Source organism: Collinsella sp. HCP28S3_B9, from assembly GCF_052066095.1.
GTDB lineage: Bacteria > Actinomycetota > Coriobacteriia > Coriobacteriales > Coriobacteriaceae > Collinsella.
The window spans coordinates 14,068-33,647 of sequence record NZ_JBQHST010000003.1 but is presented as its reverse complement, the minus strand read 5'-3'; the positions used below and the strand labels follow the sequence as shown (position 1 = coordinate 33,647).

The window sequence follows — 19,580 nt, the reverse complement described above, 5'->3', positions numbered from 1 at the left end:
ATTAGCGCCTCTCAAAACTAAGTGAGTAGACTTTTACCGAATCGCCGACCACGTCACCAAAGTACAAGTCTGTGACCTGCGGGTTTATTGAAGCAAATTAGTCGTGTGCTCGGGATTTCCAATAAAGCCTACTCACTTAGCCGGCGTGCGGTCAAAATAGAACGGTCGCGACCTCATTAGGCTCCATTGGAACGGCTTATCATGCATTTTCGCGCAGCTGCGGGAGCAGACGCTCCGTCTCAAATTAGCTACCCTAGTCATCGTCGCCCGCGGCAAAATCACGGAGGTCGAGGCCTTCGCGTTCGGCTCGGGCTAGGAGCTCTTGGGGCGACTCGTCCTCGATATCCATCACGTCGAGCATGGCAGCCGGAAAGCCCACGCCTGCTGCACTCCCCGCGCGATCGAGCAGACTCTCGCGCAGCTGGTCTACATCAACGTCGATCTTCATGGTGAAACCTCCTACCGGGCAATCGCGACCAAACAAACCTCACATCCCAAATGATGTGCAATAAACCCCAGATACGGCCATAATAAAACAATGAACATCAGGGAGGTTGAGGACGATGGATAAGCTCGATGCCATGACGGAACAAGTCAGGGACTTTTGTGATGCACGCGACTGGCGCAAATATCACACGCCAAAAGAGCTTGCCATCGGCATGGTAACTGAGTCCTCCGAGCTCCTTCAGCTCTTTCGTTTTATGAGCGACGAGCGCATTGCAGGAATGTTCGAAGACACCGAGCAACGCCAAGCCATCGAAGACGAAATTGCCGACATGCTTCTTTTCCTCCTGCGTTTTGCCGATTTAAATAGAATCGATCTCCCAGCTGCGCTCTCGTCCAAACTCAAACGCAATGGCGAGCGCTACCCCATCAACGCATCATCCAACGAATACAGAAAGGCGGGCCACCGTGAGTAATGAGTTCGCCCTTCGGCAATACACGCTTCCCCTGCCCCAACCCTTTGAGACAAGCGAATCGCTTCAGGACTTTGGCACGCCAAAGCCTGGAGCCCATCATGACGAGAGTTGGCCCGTCCTTTACATTCTTACCAACAGCAGTAACAAGACGGCATACATCGGCCAAACAACCAACTACCAGCGCCGTATGAAACAACACGCTGCAAACGTGGACAAGGATTTCGATCGAACACTTCTGATCGACAACCCTACATTCAATCAATCAGCGACATTTGAGTTTGAAAACAGGCTCATCGAACTGTTCTGTGCCGACGAAAAATACCAGGTCACCAATGCCAACAACGGCTATGCCCAATTCGATTATTTTGAGCGGCCTCAATATCGCCAGAAGTTCCGAGACCTCTGGACAAAGCTTCGCGAAGAAAACTACGCGATTCATCCGATTGAAGAGCTCGAGAACTCCGATCTGTTCAAGTTCTCGCCTTTCAAGACGCTTACGCCCGACCAATACGAAACGATCGAGACGATTTATAAACGTCTCGAACAGGAGCATGAAGACGCAAAACATGGCGGCTCAAAAAGAGAACGTATAACCGTCGTGAATGGCGCACCGGGAACAGGTAAAACAATCCTCGCCATCAGTCTCATGTTCAAAATAAAAAATGAGCCCAACCTTTCCGGCCTGCGAGTCGGTTTTGTCACCCCCATGGATTCCCTGAAGAAGACCCTCAGGAAACTCACGCACTTCCTTCCAGGGTTAAAGCCTGGCGATATCTTGAGCCCCAGCGATGTTACCAAAAACGATCGGTATGACATCCTGCTTGTCGACGAAGCACATCGACTAGGTAATTATCTAAGCATGGGCTCCGGCATCAAGGCCTTCTATAACACCTGCGATCGTCTCGGCCTCCCACATACGAGCAACCAAGTTGACTGGATATTCAAATGCTGCGACAAGGCATATCTGTTTTATGACCCCAAGCAGCAAGTCAGGGCATCCGGCCTCAATCGAGACGGCCTTGAGCATCGACTCAATCAGCTCGAAGAAGCGGGCATTGAAACTGAAGAGTTCGGCCTAAGCACACAAATGCGCGTACGCGGTGGTGACGAATACCTCGATTTTGTCTATGACTTACTCAACAACAAGGCGTATATGCATACCGGCATGAAGTTCAACGAACTCTTTTCGTCGGAGCCCTACGATTCGCGAGCCGGGGATCCGGACAGCGATATCCCCAGATACCAGTTTGGAATCGTCGACCGATTTGAGGATTTCTGTTCCCTGCAGCAAGCCAAGGAAGAAGAAGTTGGTCTATCCCGCATGACGGCAGGTTTTGCGTGGAAGTGGGAAACGAAGAAACACAAAGACGCTTTCGACATCGTCATCGAGGGCATTCCCAAACGCTGGAACTCAACCCAAAAGGATTGGGTTAATTCTGCCGACGCCGTCAACGAGGTTGGATGCATCCACACGGTGCAGGGCTACGACCTCAATTACGGATTCGTCATTCTGGGGCCAGACATTTACTACGACACCGATAAAGGAGCCGTCTGCGTTAACAAAGCGAACTTCAAAGATGCTGTCGCAAAGAAAAAGGCGAGCGAAGATGAGCTACGGAAGATTATCGTCAACGCCTACTATGTCCTCATGACGCGTGGCATGCTGGGAACGTATCTCTATGTGTGCGACCCCGCACTCAAGGAGTATTTGTCGCGGTATATCCCGGTGATTTAGACGCAGGACAGACGTCGTAAATCTAAGGCGTTACTCAAACGTTAAACACACGAACATATTTTCGTGTTTTATACTTGAGCTAGACAACCACAGCATGGTATAAAAGAGCTGCGTTCCGCTATGGAGGGCAGTCAAGGACCGGGGGATCCCCCCGGCATTTTCTTTTTTGAAAGGCTGTTTCATGAACGAACTGCCCGCATTCCCCGACAAATCAAGGCGCCGCCCAGAAAAGATCAACTCGAGCGACGAGCGGGCACGAGTCCAGCACTCCATCGCCCGCGGCTACGCTGACCTTGTCAACGGCCGCGTGCGTCCTTGGAAGCAGGCAAAAGCAGAGGCAGATCGGATGCGAGCCATCAGGTAAGGTCACCCCTCCCCCATGTAACCATCCTGTAAATCATAGCGGCGCAGTCGAGTTTTACCGTGATGCGGTCGCGCCGGGCGCTCCACTGTGCTAAAGTATCCCGAACGTTCAAACGACTACGAGGGGAACTAGAAGATGGCACGTGTGCACAACTTCTCAGCTGGCCCGGCCGCGCTGCCTACAAGCGTGCTCGCCGAGATCGCCGACGAGATGATGGACTACCGCGGTTGCGGCATGTCCGTGCTCGAGATGAGCCATCGATCTAGCATGTACCAGCAGATCATCGACGACGCCGAGGCAACCCTGCGCCGCCTGCTGAGCATCCCCGACAACTACCGTGTCCTGTTTTTGCAGGGCGGCGCCACGCTGCAGTTTGCGGGCATCCCCATGAACCTCATGCGCCGCGGCCGCGCCGGCTACGTCGTGACCGGCAACTTCGCCAACAAGGCGTACAAGGAGGCCGCCAAGTGCGGCGAGGCCGTGCTGCTCGCGAGCTCCGAGGACACCAATTTCGACCGCATTCCCGCCATGGCCAATATCAACGCGCGCATTGCCGCCGAGGCCGCGGGCGACGGGATCGACTACGTCTACATCTGCCAGAACAACACCATCTTTGGCACCATGTACCACGAGCTGCCCGCTTGCGGCGATGTGCCGCTGGTCGCCGATGTCTCGAGTTGCTTTCTGTCGCAGCCGCTCGACGTTGAGCGCTACGGGCTCATTTACGCCGGCGCGCAGAAAAACGCCGGCGCCGCGGGCGTGACCGTGGTTATCGTGCGCGACGACCTCATCGCAGATGGCCCCGCCTTTGCGCAGACGCCGCAGTACATGGACCTTAAGACCCAGGCCGCCAAGGGCTCCATGCTCAACACGCCCAACACCTTTGGCATCTACGTATGCGGCAAGGTATTCCGCTGGGTGGAGCAAACCGGCGGACTAGCCGCCATGGCCGAGCGCAACTGGGCCAAGGCCAACCTGCTCTATGACCTGCTCGAGCACAGCGAGCTGTTCCATGGCACCACACAGGCCGGCAGCCGCTCCATCGCCAACGTCACCTTCCGCACCGGCGACGCCGATCTCGACGCGGCCTTTGTCGCAGGCGCGGCCGAGCACCAGATTCAAAACGTCAAGGGCCATCGCCTGGTGGGCGGCATGCGCGCGAGCGTCTACAACGCCGTAACCATGGAAGATGTGCAGGCACTGGCCTCGTACATGAAGGACTTCGAAGCGCAGCATAGTTTGAGTCCGCGATCTAACTAGCCCGCAATCCGCGGGCCGACCAGCCACTTCAAACCACTTGTTATAAACAAACCCGCTAAGGAGTTTTTCATGCGCAAGATCAAAACCATCGACGACATAACCAAAGACGGCAAGGTCGAGTTTGGCGAGGGCTACGAGTTTGTGGGCACCGCCGAGGAGGCCGACGCCATCCTGATGCGCTCCACCGACCTGCACGGCTACGAGCTGCCCGAGGGCATCCGCGCCATCGCCCGCTGCGGCGCCGGTGTCAACAACATCCCCATCGAGGAGTACGCCAAGAAGGGCGTCGTCGTCTTTAACTCCCCCGGTGCCAACAGCAACGCCGTCAAGGAGCTCGTTCTGGGCATGCTGGTGCTTTCGAGCCGCGGCGTGGTGCAGTCGATGAACTGGGTGCGCGACAACGCCGACGACCCCGAGATTCAGGTCGATGCCGAGAAGGCCAAGAAGGCCTTTGTGGGCCGTGAGCTCAAGGGCAAGCGCATCGGCGTCATCGGTCTGGGCAACGTGGGTTCCAAGGTCGCCAACGCCTGCGTCGACCTGGGCATGGACGTCTACGGCTACGATCCGTTCATTTCCGTCGAGCACGCGTGGGTGCTGAGCCGCGAGGTGCAGCGCGTGGGCACGCTCGAGGACCTCTGCCGCGGCTGCGACTACCTCACCGTGCACGTGCCCAGCAAGGCCGACACCATCGGCATGATCAGCACCGAGCAGATCGACCTGCTGGCCCCGGGCGCCGTGCTCATCAACTATGCGCGCGAGACCATCATTGACGAGGACGCCGTCGACGCAGCCCTGCGCGCGGGCAAGCTGAGCTGGTTTAGCTGCGACTTTGCCACGCCCAAGACGGTCAAGATGCCCAACACGTTTATCACCACGCACTCGGGCGCCGGCACCGGCGAGGCCGAGGCCAACTGCGCCGATATGGCCATCAGCGAGCTCAAGGATTACCTGGAGAACGGCAACATCGCGCACAGCGTCAACTACCCCGCCTGCAGCATGGGCAAGGCGCGCGCCGCGAGCCGCATCGCCTGTCTGCACGCCAACGTGCCCAACATGATCGGCCAGATCACGGCGATCCTGGCCAAGGACAACGCCAACGTGCAGCGTATGACCAACGAGTCCGCCGGCGAGAACGCCTACACCATGTTCGACACCGACGAGCACCTGGACAGCAGCACCATCGAGGCGCTCAAGCAGATTCCTTCGATGTATCGCGTACGTGTGATCAAATAGCGTCGGCGCCAAGCCTGCCAGACAGGCAATGAAGCTCATTCGGCCCCCGTTTTCGCGAAACGGGGGCCGATTTCGTTGCTCCGGCTGGTTTTGAAAATGCTACCCAGAATAAGTTTTTTCGGATAATCGACAGTCATGCCTAAATCACTGAGCGCACCTGCTCTGATAAACAGCTTTATCAGGGACTTTAGTAGGTAAAAATCGATCTCTATATGCCAAATTTAAGTTGACTGTCCATTTTCCGAAACAACTTATTCTAGATAGCATTTTTAGGGCCATCCAAAGGCGAAATTGAAGCCTTTTCGTAACCAAACCCTAGCTCACGCGACCGTTTTCCACCCGCACGGCTACATTCCCGCCCAATCGATAAAAATCTCCTCACGAAGCCGCCGTTCGAGCTCTTGCTGCCGCGGCGTCTTGTCTTTCAACGGCACATCGAGATAGGACATGATGAGTTCCATCACCACGCGGAAGGCATCGGAGTCGACCAGCTGACCATAGGTCATCAGAACGACAGGATATCCCATCGCTTGAAGGGCCGTCGTTCGATCGGAGTCCGAGATCTTGGATTCTATGGATCCGTGAATGGCTTTACCTTGACATTCAACCAGGCACTCTCTGCTGCCGTCCTTATTTGACAGCAGGATATCGGCGTAGCGCCTATCAAGCCCCGAAATCAGGCGGGCGCTGCGCGTCATGCGAATCTCGACGTTATTGGTAAGGCGCAGCCCTTCGCCGCCGCGCAACCTCGTAAGGCCAAACAGCATCGAAGCCTGAACCTCGAGCGGCGATGCCACAACCCCCGTAATGCATTTCGCGGCACGCGTGAACGATTTAGCACCGCGGAGCCCCTGGATCTTATCGACGTACTCGGTTAGTTCAGAGAGCTCAATCAAGGGCGGTCGTTTCCACAGGTCCGTTGGATTCCCCGAGGTATCCTTTACGTTTTCCCAGCCCGACCGTGCGTCACCCCACCGGCCCCCATATGCCTGCTCAAGTGCCGACTTTACCTGAGGCGCAATCTTGCACACGGCAAAGGTGCCGCACATCTCATACATGCACATGATCAGGCGCTCATTTGAGACCGAGGAAGCCAGGGTCAGCAGGGTAAAGAGCGGGGACGCAACATCAAGGCCAAACTCTGTCTGTCGCACGGAGCCAAACGGCCTCTCCCCGTTCCAGACATGCCTGACAATTCGACCGCCCTTGCGCCCGCAGACGCCCTGCGCCAACACGTGTAGCGGAGTGCCCAGGAAATGCTTGACGAGCGGGTGCTCACAAAGATGCTCCCTGCGCGGATCGTCCGCAGAATCGGGCAGGTCCGGCATTATTGCCAAGACCTGTGGAGGTATCCGGTGATACCGAAAGGCAGATATGTCGCACAGCATGTCATCCATGAAGGATACGTACCCATTGCGTCGTTTGTGAGCCTGCCCGGACGCCAAACGCGATGGCTCGGCCTGCGAACGGTTAATACTGCTACGCACACGTCGCGAATCTTCCAGGTGGCTTACAATCGGTTTTGGAAGCAAACTGATTGTGAGGTTGCATATGGTTGATGAGAACTTTGCCTGGCGGCTTACGCAGGAGCTCGTGAAGATTGATAGCTCGGACCCGGGCGCCTACGAAGGCGAGATCGAACACTTCATTAAGAGGCTCATTGAACAGCAGCTGGCGCAGCTTGATAGTCCTGCGCTCGATGCCGTGCAGATTGCAGAGCTCGAAGTACTCTCCGGGCGCCGCAACCTTATGGTCACCGTGCCGGGTGTGAGCGACGAGGCGCGACTCGTCTACATCTGCCATATGGATACCGTCACCCTAGGAGATGGCTGGAACGCGGACACACCGCCACTCAGGGCGACCGTGCGCAACGACAAACTCTATGGCCGGGGCGCCTGCGACATGAAGGGCGGTCTGGCCTGCGCCATTGCCGCACTGGTCCATACGCTCGAGCGCGTGGCGGCAGAGGGCGAGCTGCCCCACCGCGGCTTCTCGCTTATTTGCTCGGTTGACGAAGAGGACTTTATGCGCGGCTCCGAGGCGGCCATCGATGCCGGCTGGGTCGGCTCGCGCGAATGGGTGCTGGACACCGAGCCCACCGACGGACAGATTCAGGTGGCGCACAAGGGTCGCACATGGTTCGAGATCGAGATGACCGGCGTCACGGCGCATGCGAGCCAGCCTTGGAAGGGCGCCGACGCCGTCGCCGCCATGGCCGAGGCCGTCTGTGCGCTGCGCCATGCGTTCGCGGCGCTGCCCGTGCATGATGAGCTGGGGGCTTCGACCATTACGTTTGGACAGATCGAGGGCGGCTATCGCCCCTATGTCGTGCCCGACCGCGCCAAGGTCTGGGTCGATATGCGCCTGACGCCGCCGACCGATACGGCCGCCGCGACGCGCATGGTAGAGCAGGCCATCGCCGACGCCGAAGCCGCAGTCCCCGGTTGCCATGGAAGCTATACCGTGACAGGCGACCGCCCCGCCATCGAGCGCGATCCGGTCTCCCCCCTTCTAGCCGCGCTCAAGCGTGCCGCCGATGACGTGACAGGCGCGGACACGACCGTCGGCTTCTTTACCGGCTACACCGACACTGCCGTCATTGCCGGCAAGACGGGTAACCGCAACTGCATGAGCTATGGCCCAGGCTCGCTCGCGCTCGCGCATAAGCCAAACGAATATGTGCCCCACGCCGATATCGTTCGCTGCCAGCGGGTGCTGATCGCGCTCGCCGACAACACGCTCTGGGGCGCGAATAGCCAAGTTGGGGCATAATAAGCCGCAAACAAACCGACTCGCGCGTTAGGACTGTCCATGAAAGCTCTTCCGTTTCCCTGCATCCGCCCGGCTCAGGACCGTGCGCTCGAGGCGCTGCCTGCGATGGACAGCATTCTGAGTAACAACGAAGCCCTGCGCGGTGCGATTGCCGATGGGCTCATGCTCAAGGATCCGGGTGCGGCGTATTACGTGTACGAATGCTCCGGAGAGCCAGGGCGCGTGACGGGCGTTGTGGCGATCTGCCCGGTTAACGTGCTGACGGGTAACGACGAGGCCGCCGCCGAGAGCGTCGACGCACTCGCCGCCGCCCGTACAATCGCCGAGCTCAAGGTGCAGCCGCGCCCCGTATCGCTCGCCTACGAGGCGTCGCCCGTCATGGATATCATCCTGGGCGCCGCCAAAGAGGGCGCGTCGCTCTACGCCGTCACCGACCCCGCCGGCATTACGCATCGCGTATGGGAAGTCAAGCGCGAGGACGCCGTTGCCGCCATCCGAGCCATGCTCGATCAGGCACCGGAGCCGGCGCTGGCCGATGACCCCGCCTACGCCGCCGCTCTGACCGGGGCGTCGCAGTTGCTGGCAGACGAGGCCCGCGCAGCCGGCACCTACACGGGCAAAGAGCCGTTCAACTTTACCGTGGCCGTGCTGTTCCCCGCCGCGCAGGTCAGCGGCGGCGCGCCGCAGGTTCCGACGGGTCTGCTCACTCACCAGATCTCACGGTTCTAACGGGGCCTAAACGCCCAGCACAAAGACTCGGCAGCTCAACAAGCAAGGGGCGGGGATACATGCGCATGCATCCCCGCCCCTTTCGCATCAAACAATTACGCCGGCGACCCGCATCGCCGCGCCCGCGCTACCCACGCCGCGGGCCCGCTGCCGCCACGAGCGGCTCTAGCCCCAGCTCACGCGCGTAATCCTCCTGCGTAAAGACTTCGACCAGTTCAAACGTATCGGTTGCATCGTCAAACGCAAAATGCAGAACCGAGCAGTTGCCCGGCACGCGTTCGCGCTCGTCGGCCGCCGCTCCCTTAGAGTGGTCCAAAAACTCCTTGATGGCCGAGGCATGGCTCACCGCGAGCACGCACGAATGGTCCGGACGTCGCATAAGATCGGTCAACGTCGTCACCATGCGCTCACGTACCTGCATCTGGCCCTCACCGCCAAACTGACGATAAAAGTCACGCCACGGACGCTCGGGCATCAGCATCACGCGCTCGGCCTCAAAGTCGCCAAAGAACCACTCGCGCAAGCCATCCAGACGCTCGTAGGCAAGGCCCGGCCACAGGCTGGCGATAGTCTGCTCGGTGCGGTGCAGCGTCGAGGTGTAGGCGTGATCGGGCTTAACGCCACGCGCACGCAAGAACATACCGGCACGCGCCGCCTGCTCGCAGCCCAACTGCGTGAGCGGCGAATCGCTCCACCCCTGAATAATGCGTTTAAGGTTGAATATCGTCTGTCCATGACGGACCAGATACAGATCTTTGTTCATAGGGGTCCTTTCGTTCGTTACCAATCAAGGAGCGAAAACGCCCCGTCGCAATAGCCAAAATGAAGCACGGCACCGTTGTCGGGCTGCTCTCCCCCGCCGGTCACGCATCTAAGAAACTCCTGGCAGGCAGAGCCATGAGAGACCGCAAGCACACGATCGTGCTGCGGTCGGGCCATAATACGGGACAGCGCCGCGACCATGCGCGCCCGAAGCTCGCCTTCCGACTCGCCACCAAAGGCCACCGGATAATCGCCCCAGGGCTGCGGCGGCATATCGCGATTTGATGTGCCCTCCAGCGTGCCCAGGCGCCACTCGCGCAAATCATCGACCGGCTCTATGGGAAGATCCTCGCCAACGATCAGCTCGGCCGTGTGGCGCGCCCGACCCAACGGAGACGAATACGCGTGGTCAAAGGAGATGCCGCGCGCCTCAAACGCCGCGCGCGTCGCCAGTGCCTGTTCGCGCCCGCGCTCCGTGAGCGGCGAGTCTTGCCAGCCCTGCAAAATGTTCTGCACGTTAAGCTCGGTCTGCCCATGCCGAACCAAATACAGATCGGACACACGCCCTCCCCTCGCACCACCACAAAGGGTCAGGCACCTTTGTGGTGGTTTGCCGCCGGATCGCGCCGCAACGACGCAACTACACCAGCACGTCGGCAAGCGGACGCTTGGGCACGTGATGCACCTGCGCCTCGTCGCGCCAGTAATTAATAGAACCGTCGGGGTTGGAATCGATCGCGTCGATAACCTGGGTCTCGGCCGGCACGCCAAAAGCCATGATCAGCTTGAGCTCGTACTTGTCGCCGTCGAGCCCCATCGCATCGATCGCGCGGGGCGTAAAGGCCTTGAACATGCAAGCCGCCACCTCGGGCGTTGCGCTGCGCGCGGCGAGCATCATCGTCTGAGCCGCGATGCCCGTGTCGACCTCGGTGATAGGCGCGGCGGGCTTGCCGGGAACGGTGCGCTCGGCAAGAATTGCAATGTAGCCGGTCGGACGCTCGCCCTCGGCAGGACCCGGCCAGTCCTTGAGCGCCCCGGCCCATGCGAGCTCGTCAAACACGCGAGCGCAGTCCTCGGCACCGCTCACCACATGAAAACGCAAGCGCTGAGCATTGGCGCCACAGGGGACCAGGTGCGCCAGCTCTGCCAGCTCGAGCAAAAACTCGCGCGGCACGCGCATGGACTCGTCAAAACGGCGGCATGTGCGGGCGCGACGGACCAGCGCATCAAACGCATCCAGGCCAAGCTTTTCGCAACCCTGCTTTGCCATCGACTCGGCGCTCGACGGCGCCGCGGGAACTGCTTCGTTCATAGGGACCCCCAAAAAGCCAATTGTTCTTAGGAAAATCTAACCTAAAACGCAGGCAATAACGAACAGAGCTGCAATGTTCTACACCTGTTGAATAGAAAATCGCGACGTGGGGAACAACGGAAACAAATCGGGGCCTTTGAGTTGCGTTTCGCCCTCCCCGGCCCATACGCCAGCGCCTTTAGGCGATACTGGTTGTAACGATCACGGCTTACGCCGTACGGAAAGGAGGCCTCATGGGCATCTTTAAGAATGACGACCAACAATCGAGTCTGTTTGGATTTGACGAGAAAAGCATGGCAGGCAAGGCGATTAAAGCCGTGCGCTGGATCTACGCCGCCACGGGTGTCATCGCACTCATCGCCGGCATCGCGCTGCTGTTTGCACCCGCTAAGACCCTCGTCTTTTTGACGACCGTACTGGGCTTCTACTTTGTGATCACGGCTGGCGTCAGGCTGTTCACCGCCATTTTTGAGCCGCTGCTGCCCGCCGGCTGGCGCGTCACGAGTATCCTCGCCAACCTGCTCATCATCTTGGGCGGCGTGGTGATCCTGCGCAACCAGGCGCTTTCGACCGCGACGCTCAGCACGCTTGTGGTGGTCGTGGCCGGCTTTGGCTGGATTGTCGAGGGCATCATGTCGATTCTGGAGTCCGAGCTTTCTTCCAACCGTGCCCTCGCCATCCTGAGCGGCGCGCTCTCCATCATCGCCGGCGTGTTCGTGTTCATCTACCCGCTGTGGTCGGCAAAGATGCTCGTCATCTTTACCGGCGCTGCGCTCCTGGTGTTTGGCGTGACGCTGGTTATTCGTGCTATCCGCTTTGGCAAGCTGGTGCACTAGATGCCGCGAACGCTGTTTATTGATGCCGACGCCTGCCCGGTCACGCGTGAGTCGATCGACTGCGCGCGACGGGCGGGTGTTGCCGTGGTTGTCGCCGGCAACAGCACGCAAAACCTGGAGCGGCACATTCGCCGTGACGACCCACGCGATGCCGAGCACGCGCGACGTGGCTTTTGGGTCACAACGCTCGACGTGAGCGTAGGCGCCGATAGCGCCGACTTTGCCATTATCGAGCGTCTGCAGGCGGGCGACGTGGTCGTGACGCAGGACATTGGCCTGGCCAGCATGGTGCTCGGTCGCGATGCCGCCGCTATCGGCGTGCGCGGGCGCGTGTACGACAAAGCCACCATCGATATGCAGCTGTTTATTCGTCACGAAGAAAAGAAGGTGCGCCGCGCCGGCGGTCGCACCCGTGGACCGGCAGCCTTCACCAGCGAGGACCGCGCCCGCTTTAAGCGCAACCTCACCGACCTGCTCCGCTAACCAAGGTAGATTTTTGGGACATGCCTAAAAATCTACCTTTTTGTTTTGGCGATTGGCGCGCATCCAACGCCGGTCATGGCGGTAGATGTTTGAGGCATGCCCCAGTTTTTACGGGATACCCCAAACATCTACTTAGAGGCCAAAGGCGGAAAGGATAAGGCCCCAGCCCGCGCCGATGACGTACATCATGACCAGGAACACCGCGTTTTCGCGGGCGCTGCGGTTGGTGCGGAACAGCACCAGGTAACCCACGCCGGCAGAAATGAGCGTACCGGCAAGCATCGGTGCCAGCTGCAGCGCGCCTTCCAGATACAGCTGCGTAATGACCACGCTCGCCGAGCAGTTGGGAATGAGGCCGACAAGCGCCGAACCCAGGACAGCGAGCGTCTCGTTGCCGCGCAGGAACTGCTCGATCGCGGACTCGCCGAAGGTCTCGAGCACGGCGACCAGAATCAGCGTCACCAGAAAAATGAATACCGAAACCTGCACGGTGTGCGAGATCGCGCTGCGGATAATCGACAGGACAGGCGCGCCTTTGTGTGAGTGGGAGTGACCGTGGTGGTGTTCGTGCTCGCCCTCGTGTCCGTGGTCGTGGCCATGTCCGTGGTCGCGGTCGGCCTCGTCTTCATCACAACCGCAATGGTCGCGCTCGCACAGCTCATGGATGTGGTCGGCGCTCACGCCCGCCTCGGCCACCTCGTCGATGATGTCACCGCCGCTGTGATCGTCATGCGCGCAGTTAACGTGCGCCGGATTGGCAGCGGTTCCCAACACGGTACGGCGGATCGCCGCATGAGCACGGGCGTTGCGACGCAGACCGCGAATGGCGGCATCCACGATAAAGCCCGTGACCAGCGCGATCAGCGCCTTCGAAGCCAAAAGCATCGCCATAGTCTGCACGGGAACCTGCTCGGCAAGCAGCAGTGGCAGCATCTCGTCGGAGGTCGAGAGAAACACCGCCACCAGGGTGCCCAACGTCACGACGCGACCGGCGTACAGCGTTGCCGCCATCGCCGAAAAGCCACACTGCGGCACCATGCCCAGCAACGAGCCAACCACGGGGCCAGCGGCGCCGGCACGCTTGATGGCGCCGTTGACGCGATCGCCCGCCACATGCTCCAGCGTCTCGAGGGCCAGATATGTCACCAACAAGAACGGCACCAGCGAGAGCGTGTCCTTGCCGGCGTCGAGCAAAATATCAATCAGCAAATCCATGACGGATGGAACCTTTCGTGTCTTTCGGCAGCATTGTAAAAGTCCTAGCGGTCAACTAGGGTATTGTAGTTGTCCTAGGCGTGATGCCAATAGTTGCATGTGGTAAACTATCATCTCGCCACATCTCAATGACCCCGAGCCGCACGACGCGGCCCGTCCAAGGAGCAGTATATGAACGTTTCGCAAGCACTCGAATACGAGCGCCAGCCGTTTATCCCCATGTTCATCTATGGCGATCACGCCGCCATGGAGTCCGAGCGTCAAAAAGGCGAAGAGGCCCTCAAGGTGCTCGAGACCGAGTACTTTACCGCCGAGGGCGACCCTGGCTTCGACTTTGCCACCGTGCGCGACCTGGCCGACCGCAACCGCGACCTATGCGACCAGATTGGCGAGGCGCGCCTGCGCAACGTGACGCCCGCGACGCTTTCGCGCGGCCTGTCCGACGCCGATACCTGCGCCGCCATCGGCAAGATGCAAAAGCGCACCGCCGCATCCGTCATGCGCGAGATCCGCGGCGACCGCGATGCGCTCGGCGTGGCGTACGCCCGCAAGCCCATCCAGGGCACGGTGCTCGGCATCGACATCGAGACCACCGGCCGTGCACCCGAGCGCGGCTACATCATCAACGTGGGCTGGGAGATCATGGAGCTCACCAGCGACGCCGTCCCGCACGACGCCGAGGCACACTACTGCGGCCTGCCCGATATCTACCGCGGCGAAGATGTGCCGCTGTCGAATATCCACCACATCACCTGGGACGACATCGACGGCAAAACGCCCTTCCGCGAGAACAAGGAGCTGCAAAAGCAGCTGCTCAAGCTCATGAAGAAATACCCGTACATGGCGCACAACGCCGCCTTTGAGGACAGCTGGTTCAAGATCCATCTGGACGGCTATGCCGAGGCGCGCCGAGCCGGCAAGATTATCGTCATCGACTCGCGCCAGATCTGCCGCAGTCTGGACGCCGACGTGCGCTCGCTCCCCCACGAATCCGCACCCGCCGCGCTCGAGAACTGGGCACGCCGTCGCGGCACCCTCGCGCCCGACGCCAACGAGCAGCACCTGGGCCTCGACGACACCGACCTCATGCTCCGCACGGTGCAGGCCGAGTTCAACCTCAAGAACCTGTTTGCCAAGTAGATTGCCAAGCAGAGGCGCCATTCGCGAGCAATACTTGCCGGACCATAGCGCCCCGCGCAAAAGCGACACGCCGAGGCGCTCCTCTCAAGCGACGCAATACGGGCCGATGTCCAAGCGGATATCGACCTGTTTTTCGCGCCGTACAACGCGGCCCTCCAGCCCCCGATGTCTAGCCGCCGCATAACCAAGAACTTCATCTGCGCATGTTCAAGCCAAATTGCACATTTTTGTTGACGCCGCCTTTGCATCAAAACGATGCTGACCAGCATCAGTTGTGGAGGTCTGCGTAGCCAGCGAGCTGCGACAATGCTCCAAATAGCATCTTTCTCCATCATTGACGTCAAGCGCTTGGACAGCTTTTGTTATGCCGCGCCATTTTGCCTTGGCATTCATTGCGAACCCCGCTGCCTGGTCTGCCATGCTATCTGTATGAGTATCGTACTTTCACATAACACGGCAAAAGCGGTCTACCAAGCCGCATACTCGGTATCCGCAATTGGCACCGAGCCCTGCAGCCCTGCCAAGATCTACGGGGCGCGCCCCAGCAAGGAGCTGCTCGACTCTGCCGCCGACTGGCTCGCCAGGCACAACGTCGCTCTGGATAACGATGCCCCGCTCGATACAACGGTGTTCGAGCGCGCAAACGTGCGCAGCATGACGGGCTGCAAGTGCCACGTATCATCCAAGCGATTCGCGGGCTCGCGCTTTATCAAGCTTGCCGACGACATCTATATTGTCGGCGTCGAACTCTGCGCGCTTCAGGCCGCAACCTATCTTCCCTTTCGAGAACTTGTGGAGTACTACTTCGAACTGTGTGGAGCCTATTCCCTTGGGCACGATGCCTCGACATCCTATACCGAGCGCTTCGCGCTCACCTCGACTTCGAGCCTTAAACATTTCTTTAACTCCCTCATCGACTGCAAGGGCCTCGAACTTGCCCGAAAAGCCATCCAATGCGTGCGGGACGGATGCCGATCGCCGATGGAAACGGCGTTTGTCACGATGCTCACGCTACCCAGGCGCGAGGGCGGTCTTGGCATTAGCGAGATCGAGACCGACTACGAAGTAAAGGTCACAGCTGCTGCAAAGAATCTCACGCGGCGCGAAAAGTTCTATATGGATGCATATCTCAAGCGGTCCCGAACCGACATCGAATACAACGGATTTCAGCACGACGCCGAAGAAGACCGCGCCATTGACGAAGAGCGCAAGAACGCGCTGGCGTCCATGGGCTACGGAATCATTACCGTCAGTCGCTATTCCTTTATGCACGCCAGCGCCTTCGCCAGGGTTATGGAGGCAATCCAGCGAAAGGAGGGCATTCGCCCATCGCGCCTGCCCAAAGATTTCGCAATCAAGCAAGAAGAGCTGCGACAATTTGTGCTCAGAAGATTTATCGAGGAAAAGAAGCGTATTGAGGAGCTCCTCCGTCAAGACGCAGCGCAGGGTAATGCACTTGAGCTCGAGCGCGCAGTGCTCGAGGGCATCTCGCTGGACGACCCGACGATCAACAATGTCCCGGCCATCGACGACATGCAAGTCATCGAGCTGGATTGCCCGGAGTTCGCCCAAACAAGCACCTCCACACCCGAAGGCAGGGTGTACGGGGCCAGAACAGAGGCGGACTGACAGGGTGGGTACCCCGGCGACGTGCAAAAACGGGAGTTTTCAGCAGAGCCGAGTATCCGAGGGCGGCCGAATTGCCCCATTTTGCACCGAAGCCGCTGTTTTCGATGTAAGTTAGGCAACAGCTGGGGAATATCTATTGCCATTTGCACTCCAGTAAAGCCCTGTGGCGGCAAACGACGCCGTATCATGCAATAAATAACCCCTCGTCGATGCTGAAAACTCCCCTTTTTGCACGTCGCTAGGGTACCCACGTTGGCATCGGCGGCCTTATCAGCACCAACCAATGCCCTTAGCCGCCTCTAGAGCCATCCGATAGCAAAAAATTTCGCAAATTATATTGACATATGAACATGCGCTCATATACTCGGAAGTAAGTTATATGAGCACATGTTCATATGAAAGGATATTGCAATGAGCGAACACGCCGATGAAATAAGGACCGACGTCGACACCACCATCGTGCCCGACATCCCCACCACTTGCTCGCCCGAGGACCTTCCCGACGAGGAGCTGCTGTACGACCTTGCCGACTTGTTCAAGGTTTTCAGCGACACCACGCGTATCAAGATCCTCTACGCTCTCATGGGCCGCGAACTCTGCGTGGCCGACATCGCCGAGGCGACTGCGACCTCGCAGTCCGCGGTGTCGCACCAGCTGCGCACGCTCAAACAGTCGCACCTGGTTAAATTCCGGCGCGACGGGCGCAACATCCTCTACTCGCTCGCCGACGATCATGTCTACACCATGCTCAACCAAGGCATGAGCCACATCTGCGAATAGCGACCAACCACGGTACCAGCGCGGTCTGCACCCAAGCCGCAAATACAGGGAAAGGAACCCATCATGAAAAAGCAGTTCAAGCTCGACGAGATCGACTGCGCCAACTGCGCGCGTAAGCTTCAGGACGAACTCGCCAAGCTCGAGGGCGTCAAATCCGTTTCGGTCAACTTTATGACTCAGAAGCTGACGCTCGAAGCCGACGACGCTGAGTTCGACGAGGTCCTTGATCGCGTCGTGGAGTTCACCGCCGACGCTGAGCCGGACTGCGAGATCATTCTCTAGCCTGCGCATACGCTGATACGCAAGGCCGCGCTTGCCGCGGCCTTTGCTCGCGAAATTACATGAGCGAGTGTTCATACATTCAAATGGAAGGATACGAGTCATGGCCACCGCCGACCCCAAGAAGAAAAAGAAGAAGCGCAAGAAAAAAGAGTCACTCGAGCATAAACGCAACCGCATCCTGGTAGCGCTGGGTATTTTTGTCGTGGTGTACGCCCTCGATGAGCTCGGCGCCCTCACCGCCGCATTCGGCACCCCAGGCAACATCTACGCCAGCTTTGTGCTGTTCCTCGTGCCGTTTTTGATTGCCGGCTACGACGTGCTCCAAAAGGCATTCAGCAACATCCGCCGCGGCAAAGCCTTCGACGAGAGTTTCCTCATGGCCGTCGCGACCATCGGCGCGTTTGCCACGGTGCTCTTCCCCGATACCGACCCGCACATGGCCGAAGGCGCCGCCGTTATGCTGTTCTACCAGGTCGGCGAGCTGTTCCAGGCATACGCCGTGGGCAAGAGCCGCAAATCGATCAGCGCCATGATGGACATCGCGCCCGATTACGCCAACGTTGAGCAGGCTGACGGCACGCTCGAGCAGGTCTTTCCCGATGACATCGCCGTCGGCACCGTCATTGTCATCAAGCCCGGCGAGCGCGTGCCCATCGACGGCGTTATCGTCGATGGCGAGACACAGCTCGACACCGCCGCCCTCACCGGCGAGTCAGTCCCCCGTACCGCCAAGACCGGCGACGATATCATCAGCGGCTGCATCAACATGACGGGTCTTATCCGCGTGCGCACCACCAAACCCTTTGGCGAGTCCACCGTCGCGCGCGTCCTGGAGCTTGTGGAAAACGCCAGCGAGAAGAAAGCACGCACCGAAAACTTCATCACACGGTTCGCCCGCGTCTACACGCCCGCCGTCACCGGCGCGGCAGCGGTGCTCGCGCTCGGCGGCGGCCTGGTGACCGGCGCTTGGTCCGATTGGATCCTGCGCGGCCTGACCTTCCTCGTCGTCAGCTGCCCGTGCGCACTCGTGATTAGCGTGCCGCTGAGCTTCTTTGGCGGCATCGGCGGCGCGTCCAAGCTGGGAGTTCTCATCAAAGGCTCCAACTACCTCGAGGCGCTCGCCGATGTGGATACCGTCGTCTTCGACAAAACCGGCACGCTCACCAACGGCACGTTCTCGGTCGTCGCGGTGCACCCCGAGGGCGGCTATACCGAGCAATCGCTGCTTGAAGTCGCAGCCCTCGCCGAGTCGTTCTCCGACCACCCCATCGCGCAGTCGGTGCGCGCCGCCTTCCAGGGCCAACTCGACCCCAAGCGTGTATGCGACTCCGCCAACGACGCGGGCCATGGCGTGACGGCGAACATCGACGGCAAGCACGTCGTCGTCGGCAACGCCAAGATGCTCGCCGCGTCCGGCGTTGAAACACCGGACTGTGAGGTCGTCGGCACTATCCTCCATGTGCTGGTCGATGACGTCTATGCCGGTCACATCGTAATTGCCGACACCGTCAAAGCCGATGCCGAGCAAACGATTCGCGAGCTGCACGCCGCCGGCGTCAAGCGCACCGTCATGCTCACGGGAGACCGCGAGGAAGTGGCCGCCGCCGTGGCCAATCAGCTGGGAGTCGATGAGTTTCACGCGCAGCTTCTGCCAGGAGACAAGGTCGAGCGCGTCGAGGTATTGCTGGCGACCGAATCGGGCAAGGGCAAGCTCGCCTTTGTGGGCGACGGTATCAACGATGCGCCCGTGCTCACCCGCGCAGACGTTGGCATCGCCATGGGCGCCATGGGCTCCGACGCCGCAATCGAGGCAGCGGACGTTGTACTGATGGACGACAAGCCGTCCAACATTTCCCGCGCGATCCGCGTGGCTCGCAAGACCATGACGATTGTTTGGCAGAACATCATCTTTGCGCTGGGCATTAAGTTGCTGATTCTGGTACTTGCGGCACTGGGCATTGCCAACATGTGGCTCGCCGTGTTCGGCGACGTAGGCGTGGCGATCATCGCCATCCTGAACGCTATGCGCGCGATGGGTGTCAAGAACCCGTAGCATGCGTGGCTGTCCGGCCGGGCGACGCGGCACACCACGCGCAAGGGGGCGTCCCCAACTGCCGGCAGAAAAGGA

20 protein-coding genes are annotated in these 19,580 nt (G+C 59.6%); 14 read left to right on the top strand and 6 right to left on the bottom strand.

Annotated features, from left to right (window positions below; translation table 11 throughout):
* Nucleotides 1-253: 253 nt before the first annotated feature.
* A complete protein-coding gene (locus tag ACTNBB_RS01530) occupies nt 254-448 on the bottom strand; it encodes a hypothetical protein (RefSeq protein WP_441056273.1) in 195 nt (64 codons plus the stop codon).
* Between the two features lie 115 nt (nt 449-563).
* Between ACTNBB_RS01530 and ACTNBB_RS01525 the strand changes: the two genes are divergently transcribed.
* From ACTNBB_RS01525 to ACTNBB_RS01505, 5 genes are all read left to right on the top strand, one after another.
* Nucleotides 564-920, top strand: coding sequence for a nucleotide pyrophosphohydrolase (locus ACTNBB_RS01525; protein ID WP_441056274.1), 357 nt, complete (start codon nt 564-566; stop codon nt 918-920).
* Nucleotides 913-2,655 (top strand): DNA/RNA helicase domain-containing protein, encoded by a 1,743-nt coding sequence (locus ACTNBB_RS01520; RefSeq protein WP_441056275.1) that lies wholly within the window; start codon nt 913-915, stop codon nt 2,653-2,655. Before ACTNBB_RS01525 ends, ACTNBB_RS01520 begins: the two co-directional genes overlap by 8 nt.
* Nucleotides 2,656-2,836: 181 nt before the next feature.
* A complete protein-coding gene (locus ACTNBB_RS01515; protein WP_441056276.1) occupies nt 2,837-3,019 on the top strand; it encodes a hypothetical protein in 183 nt (60 codons plus the stop codon).
* A 135-nt stretch (nt 3,020-3,154) separates the two neighbouring features.
* Nucleotides 3,155-4,279, top strand: a complete 1,125-nt coding sequence (gene serC, locus ACTNBB_RS01510; protein WP_441056277.1) for a 3-phosphoserine/phosphohydroxythreonine transaminase — start codon at nt 3,155-3,157, stop codon at nt 4,277-4,279.
* Between the two features lie 69 nt (nt 4,280-4,348).
* A complete protein-coding gene (locus tag ACTNBB_RS01505) occupies nt 4,349-5,512 on the top strand; it encodes a phosphoglycerate dehydrogenase (RefSeq protein ID WP_154515718.1) in 1,164 nt (387 codons plus the stop codon).
* A gap of 347 nt (nt 5,513-5,859) precedes the next feature.
* Here ACTNBB_RS01505 and ACTNBB_RS01500 read toward each other — a convergent pair whose 3' ends face one another.
* Nucleotides 5,860-6,840 (bottom strand): hypothetical protein, encoded by a 981-nt coding sequence (locus ACTNBB_RS01500; protein ID WP_441071005.1) that lies wholly within the window; start codon nt 6,838-6,840, stop codon nt 5,860-5,862.
* A 223-nt stretch (nt 6,841-7,063) separates the two neighbouring features.
* Here ACTNBB_RS01500 and ACTNBB_RS01495 point away from each other — a divergent pair, with 223 nt between their 5' ends.
* Together ACTNBB_RS01495 and ACTNBB_RS01490 are read left to right on the top strand one after the other, a co-directional pair.
* Complete coding sequence (locus ACTNBB_RS01495; RefSeq protein WP_441056279.1) at nt 7,064-8,284, top strand: M20 family metallopeptidase; 1,221 nt, start codon at nt 7,064-7,066, stop codon at nt 8,282-8,284.
* 39 nt (nt 8,285-8,323) lie between these two features.
* A complete protein-coding gene (locus tag ACTNBB_RS01490) occupies nt 8,324-9,013 on the top strand; it encodes a DUF1015 family protein (RefSeq protein WP_441056280.1) in 690 nt (229 codons plus the stop codon).
* Between the two features lie 127 nt (nt 9,014-9,140).
* Here the strand turns inward: ACTNBB_RS01490 and ACTNBB_RS01485 are convergent, their stop codons facing one another.
* The 3 genes from ACTNBB_RS01485 to ACTNBB_RS01475 all read right to left on the bottom strand — a co-directional run bounded on the left by ACTNBB_RS01485 (nt 9,141) and on the right by ACTNBB_RS01475 (nt 11,087).
* Nucleotides 9,141-9,776 carry a histidine phosphatase family protein gene (locus tag ACTNBB_RS01485; protein ID WP_441056281.1) on the bottom strand — a complete coding sequence of 212 codons (636 nt, stop codon included), beginning with the start codon at nt 9,774-9,776 and terminating at the stop codon, nt 9,141-9,143.
* Between the two features lie 17 nt (nt 9,777-9,793).
* On the bottom strand, nt 9,794-10,336 hold the full coding sequence (locus ACTNBB_RS01480) for a histidine phosphatase family protein (protein WP_427747436.1): 543 nt from the start codon (nt 10,334-10,336) through the stop codon (nt 9,794-9,796).
* Nucleotides 10,337-10,415: 79 nt separating this feature from the next.
* Nucleotides 10,416-11,087 (bottom strand): nitroreductase family protein, encoded by a 672-nt coding sequence (locus ACTNBB_RS01475; RefSeq protein WP_441056282.1) that lies wholly within the window; start codon nt 11,085-11,087, stop codon nt 10,416-10,418.
* Between the two features lie 233 nt (nt 11,088-11,320).
* Between ACTNBB_RS01475 and ACTNBB_RS01470 the strand changes: the two genes are divergently transcribed.
* Complete coding sequence (locus tag ACTNBB_RS01470; protein WP_118099399.1) at nt 11,321-11,923, top strand: HdeD family acid-resistance protein; 603 nt, start codon at nt 11,321-11,323, stop codon at nt 11,921-11,923.
* The gene (locus ACTNBB_RS01465; protein WP_154515742.1) at nt 11,924-12,406 is read left to right on the top strand and encodes a YaiI/YqxD family protein; all 483 of its coding nucleotides are present in this window, start codon (nt 11,924-11,926) and stop codon (nt 12,404-12,406) included. It abuts the gene before it with no gap.
* Between the two features lie 132 nt (nt 12,407-12,538).
* Here ACTNBB_RS01465 and ACTNBB_RS01460 read toward each other — a convergent pair whose 3' ends face one another.
* A complete protein-coding gene (locus ACTNBB_RS01460) occupies nt 12,539-13,621 on the bottom strand; it encodes a putative manganese transporter (protein WP_441056283.1) in 1,083 nt (360 codons plus the stop codon).
* A gap of 171 nt (nt 13,622-13,792) precedes the next feature.
* Between ACTNBB_RS01460 and ACTNBB_RS01455 the strand changes: the two genes are divergently transcribed.
* The 5 genes from ACTNBB_RS01455 (at nt 13,793) to ACTNBB_RS01435 (ending at nt 19,505) form a co-directional block, all read left to right on the top strand.
* Entirely contained in the window at nt 13,793-14,761 is a 969-nt protein-coding gene (locus ACTNBB_RS01455) for a 3'-5' exonuclease (RefSeq protein WP_441056284.1), read from the top strand.
* 429 nt (nt 14,762-15,190) lie between these two features.
* Nucleotides 15,191-16,390, top strand: a complete 1,200-nt coding sequence (locus ACTNBB_RS01450; protein ID WP_441056285.1) for a hypothetical protein — start codon at nt 15,191-15,193, stop codon at nt 16,388-16,390.
* 411 nt (nt 16,391-16,801) lie between these two features.
* Nucleotides 16,802-17,170 (top strand): ArsR/SmtB family transcription factor, encoded by a 369-nt coding sequence (locus ACTNBB_RS01445; RefSeq protein WP_441056286.1) that lies wholly within the window; start codon nt 16,802-16,804, stop codon nt 17,168-17,170.
* Nucleotides 17,171-17,233: 63 nt separating this feature from the next.
* On the top strand, nt 17,234-17,452 hold the full coding sequence (locus ACTNBB_RS01440) for a cation transporter (RefSeq protein WP_195363207.1): 219 nt from the start codon (nt 17,234-17,236) through the stop codon (nt 17,450-17,452).
* A gap of 100 nt (nt 17,453-17,552) precedes the next feature.
* Nucleotides 17,553-19,505, top strand: coding sequence for a heavy metal translocating P-type ATPase (locus tag ACTNBB_RS01435; protein WP_441056287.1), 1,953 nt, complete (start codon nt 17,553-17,555; stop codon nt 19,503-19,505).
* Nucleotides 19,506-19,580 lie beyond the last annotated feature (75 nt).

Excerpts from the sequence above, each read along its gene's own strand:
- ACTNBB_RS01530 (WP_441056273.1), bottom strand. The coding sequence starts at position 448 with ATGAAGATCGACGTTGATGTAGACCAGCTGCGCGAGAGTCTGCTCGAT.
- ACTNBB_RS01525 (WP_441056274.1), top strand. The coding sequence starts at position 564 with ATGGATAAGCTCGATGCCATGACGGAACAAGTCAGGGACTTTTGTGAT.
- ACTNBB_RS01515 (WP_441056276.1), top strand. The coding sequence starts at position 2,837 with ATGAACGAACTGCCCGCATTCCCCGACAAATCAAGGCGCCGCCCAGAA.
- serC (WP_441056277.1), top strand. The coding sequence starts at position 3,155 with ATGGCACGTGTGCACAACTTCTCAGCTGGCCCGGCCGCGCTGCCTACA.
- ACTNBB_RS01505 (WP_154515718.1), top strand. The coding sequence starts at position 4,349 with ATGCGCAAGATCAAAACCATCGACGACATAACCAAAGACGGCAAGGTC.
- ACTNBB_RS01500 (WP_441071005.1), bottom strand. The coding sequence starts at position 6,840 with ATGCCGGACCTGCCCGATTCTGCGGACGATCCGCGCAGGGAGCATCTT.
- ACTNBB_RS01495 (WP_441056279.1), top strand. The coding sequence starts at position 7,064 with ATGGTTGATGAGAACTTTGCCTGGCGGCTTACGCAGGAGCTCGTGAAG.
- ACTNBB_RS01490 (WP_441056280.1), top strand. The coding sequence starts at position 8,324 with ATGAAAGCTCTTCCGTTTCCCTGCATCCGCCCGGCTCAGGACCGTGCG.
- ACTNBB_RS01485 (WP_441056281.1), bottom strand. The coding sequence starts at position 9,776 with ATGAACAAAGATCTGTATCTGGTCCGTCATGGACAGACGATATTCAAC.
- ACTNBB_RS01475 (WP_441056282.1), bottom strand. The coding sequence starts at position 11,087 with ATGAACGAAGCAGTTCCCGCGGCGCCGTCGAGCGCCGAGTCGATGGCA.
- ACTNBB_RS01470 (WP_118099399.1), top strand. The coding sequence starts at position 11,321 with ATGGGCATCTTTAAGAATGACGACCAACAATCGAGTCTGTTTGGATTT.
- ACTNBB_RS01465 (WP_154515742.1), top strand. The coding sequence starts at position 11,924 with ATGCCGCGAACGCTGTTTATTGATGCCGACGCCTGCCCGGTCACGCGT.
- ACTNBB_RS01460 (WP_441056283.1), bottom strand. The coding sequence starts at position 13,621 with ATGGATTTGCTGATTGATATTTTGCTCGACGCCGGCAAGGACACGCTC.
- ACTNBB_RS01455 (WP_441056284.1), top strand. The coding sequence starts at position 13,793 with ATGAACGTTTCGCAAGCACTCGAATACGAGCGCCAGCCGTTTATCCCC.
- ACTNBB_RS01450 (WP_441056285.1), top strand. The coding sequence starts at position 15,191 with ATGAGTATCGTACTTTCACATAACACGGCAAAAGCGGTCTACCAAGCC.
- ACTNBB_RS01445 (WP_441056286.1), top strand. The coding sequence starts at position 16,802 with ATGAGCGAACACGCCGATGAAATAAGGACCGACGTCGACACCACCATC.
- ACTNBB_RS01440 (WP_195363207.1), top strand. The coding sequence starts at position 17,234 with ATGAAAAAGCAGTTCAAGCTCGACGAGATCGACTGCGCCAACTGCGCG.
- ACTNBB_RS01435 (WP_441056287.1), top strand. The coding sequence starts at position 17,553 with ATGGCCACCGCCGACCCCAAGAAGAAAAAGAAGAAGCGCAAGAAAAAA.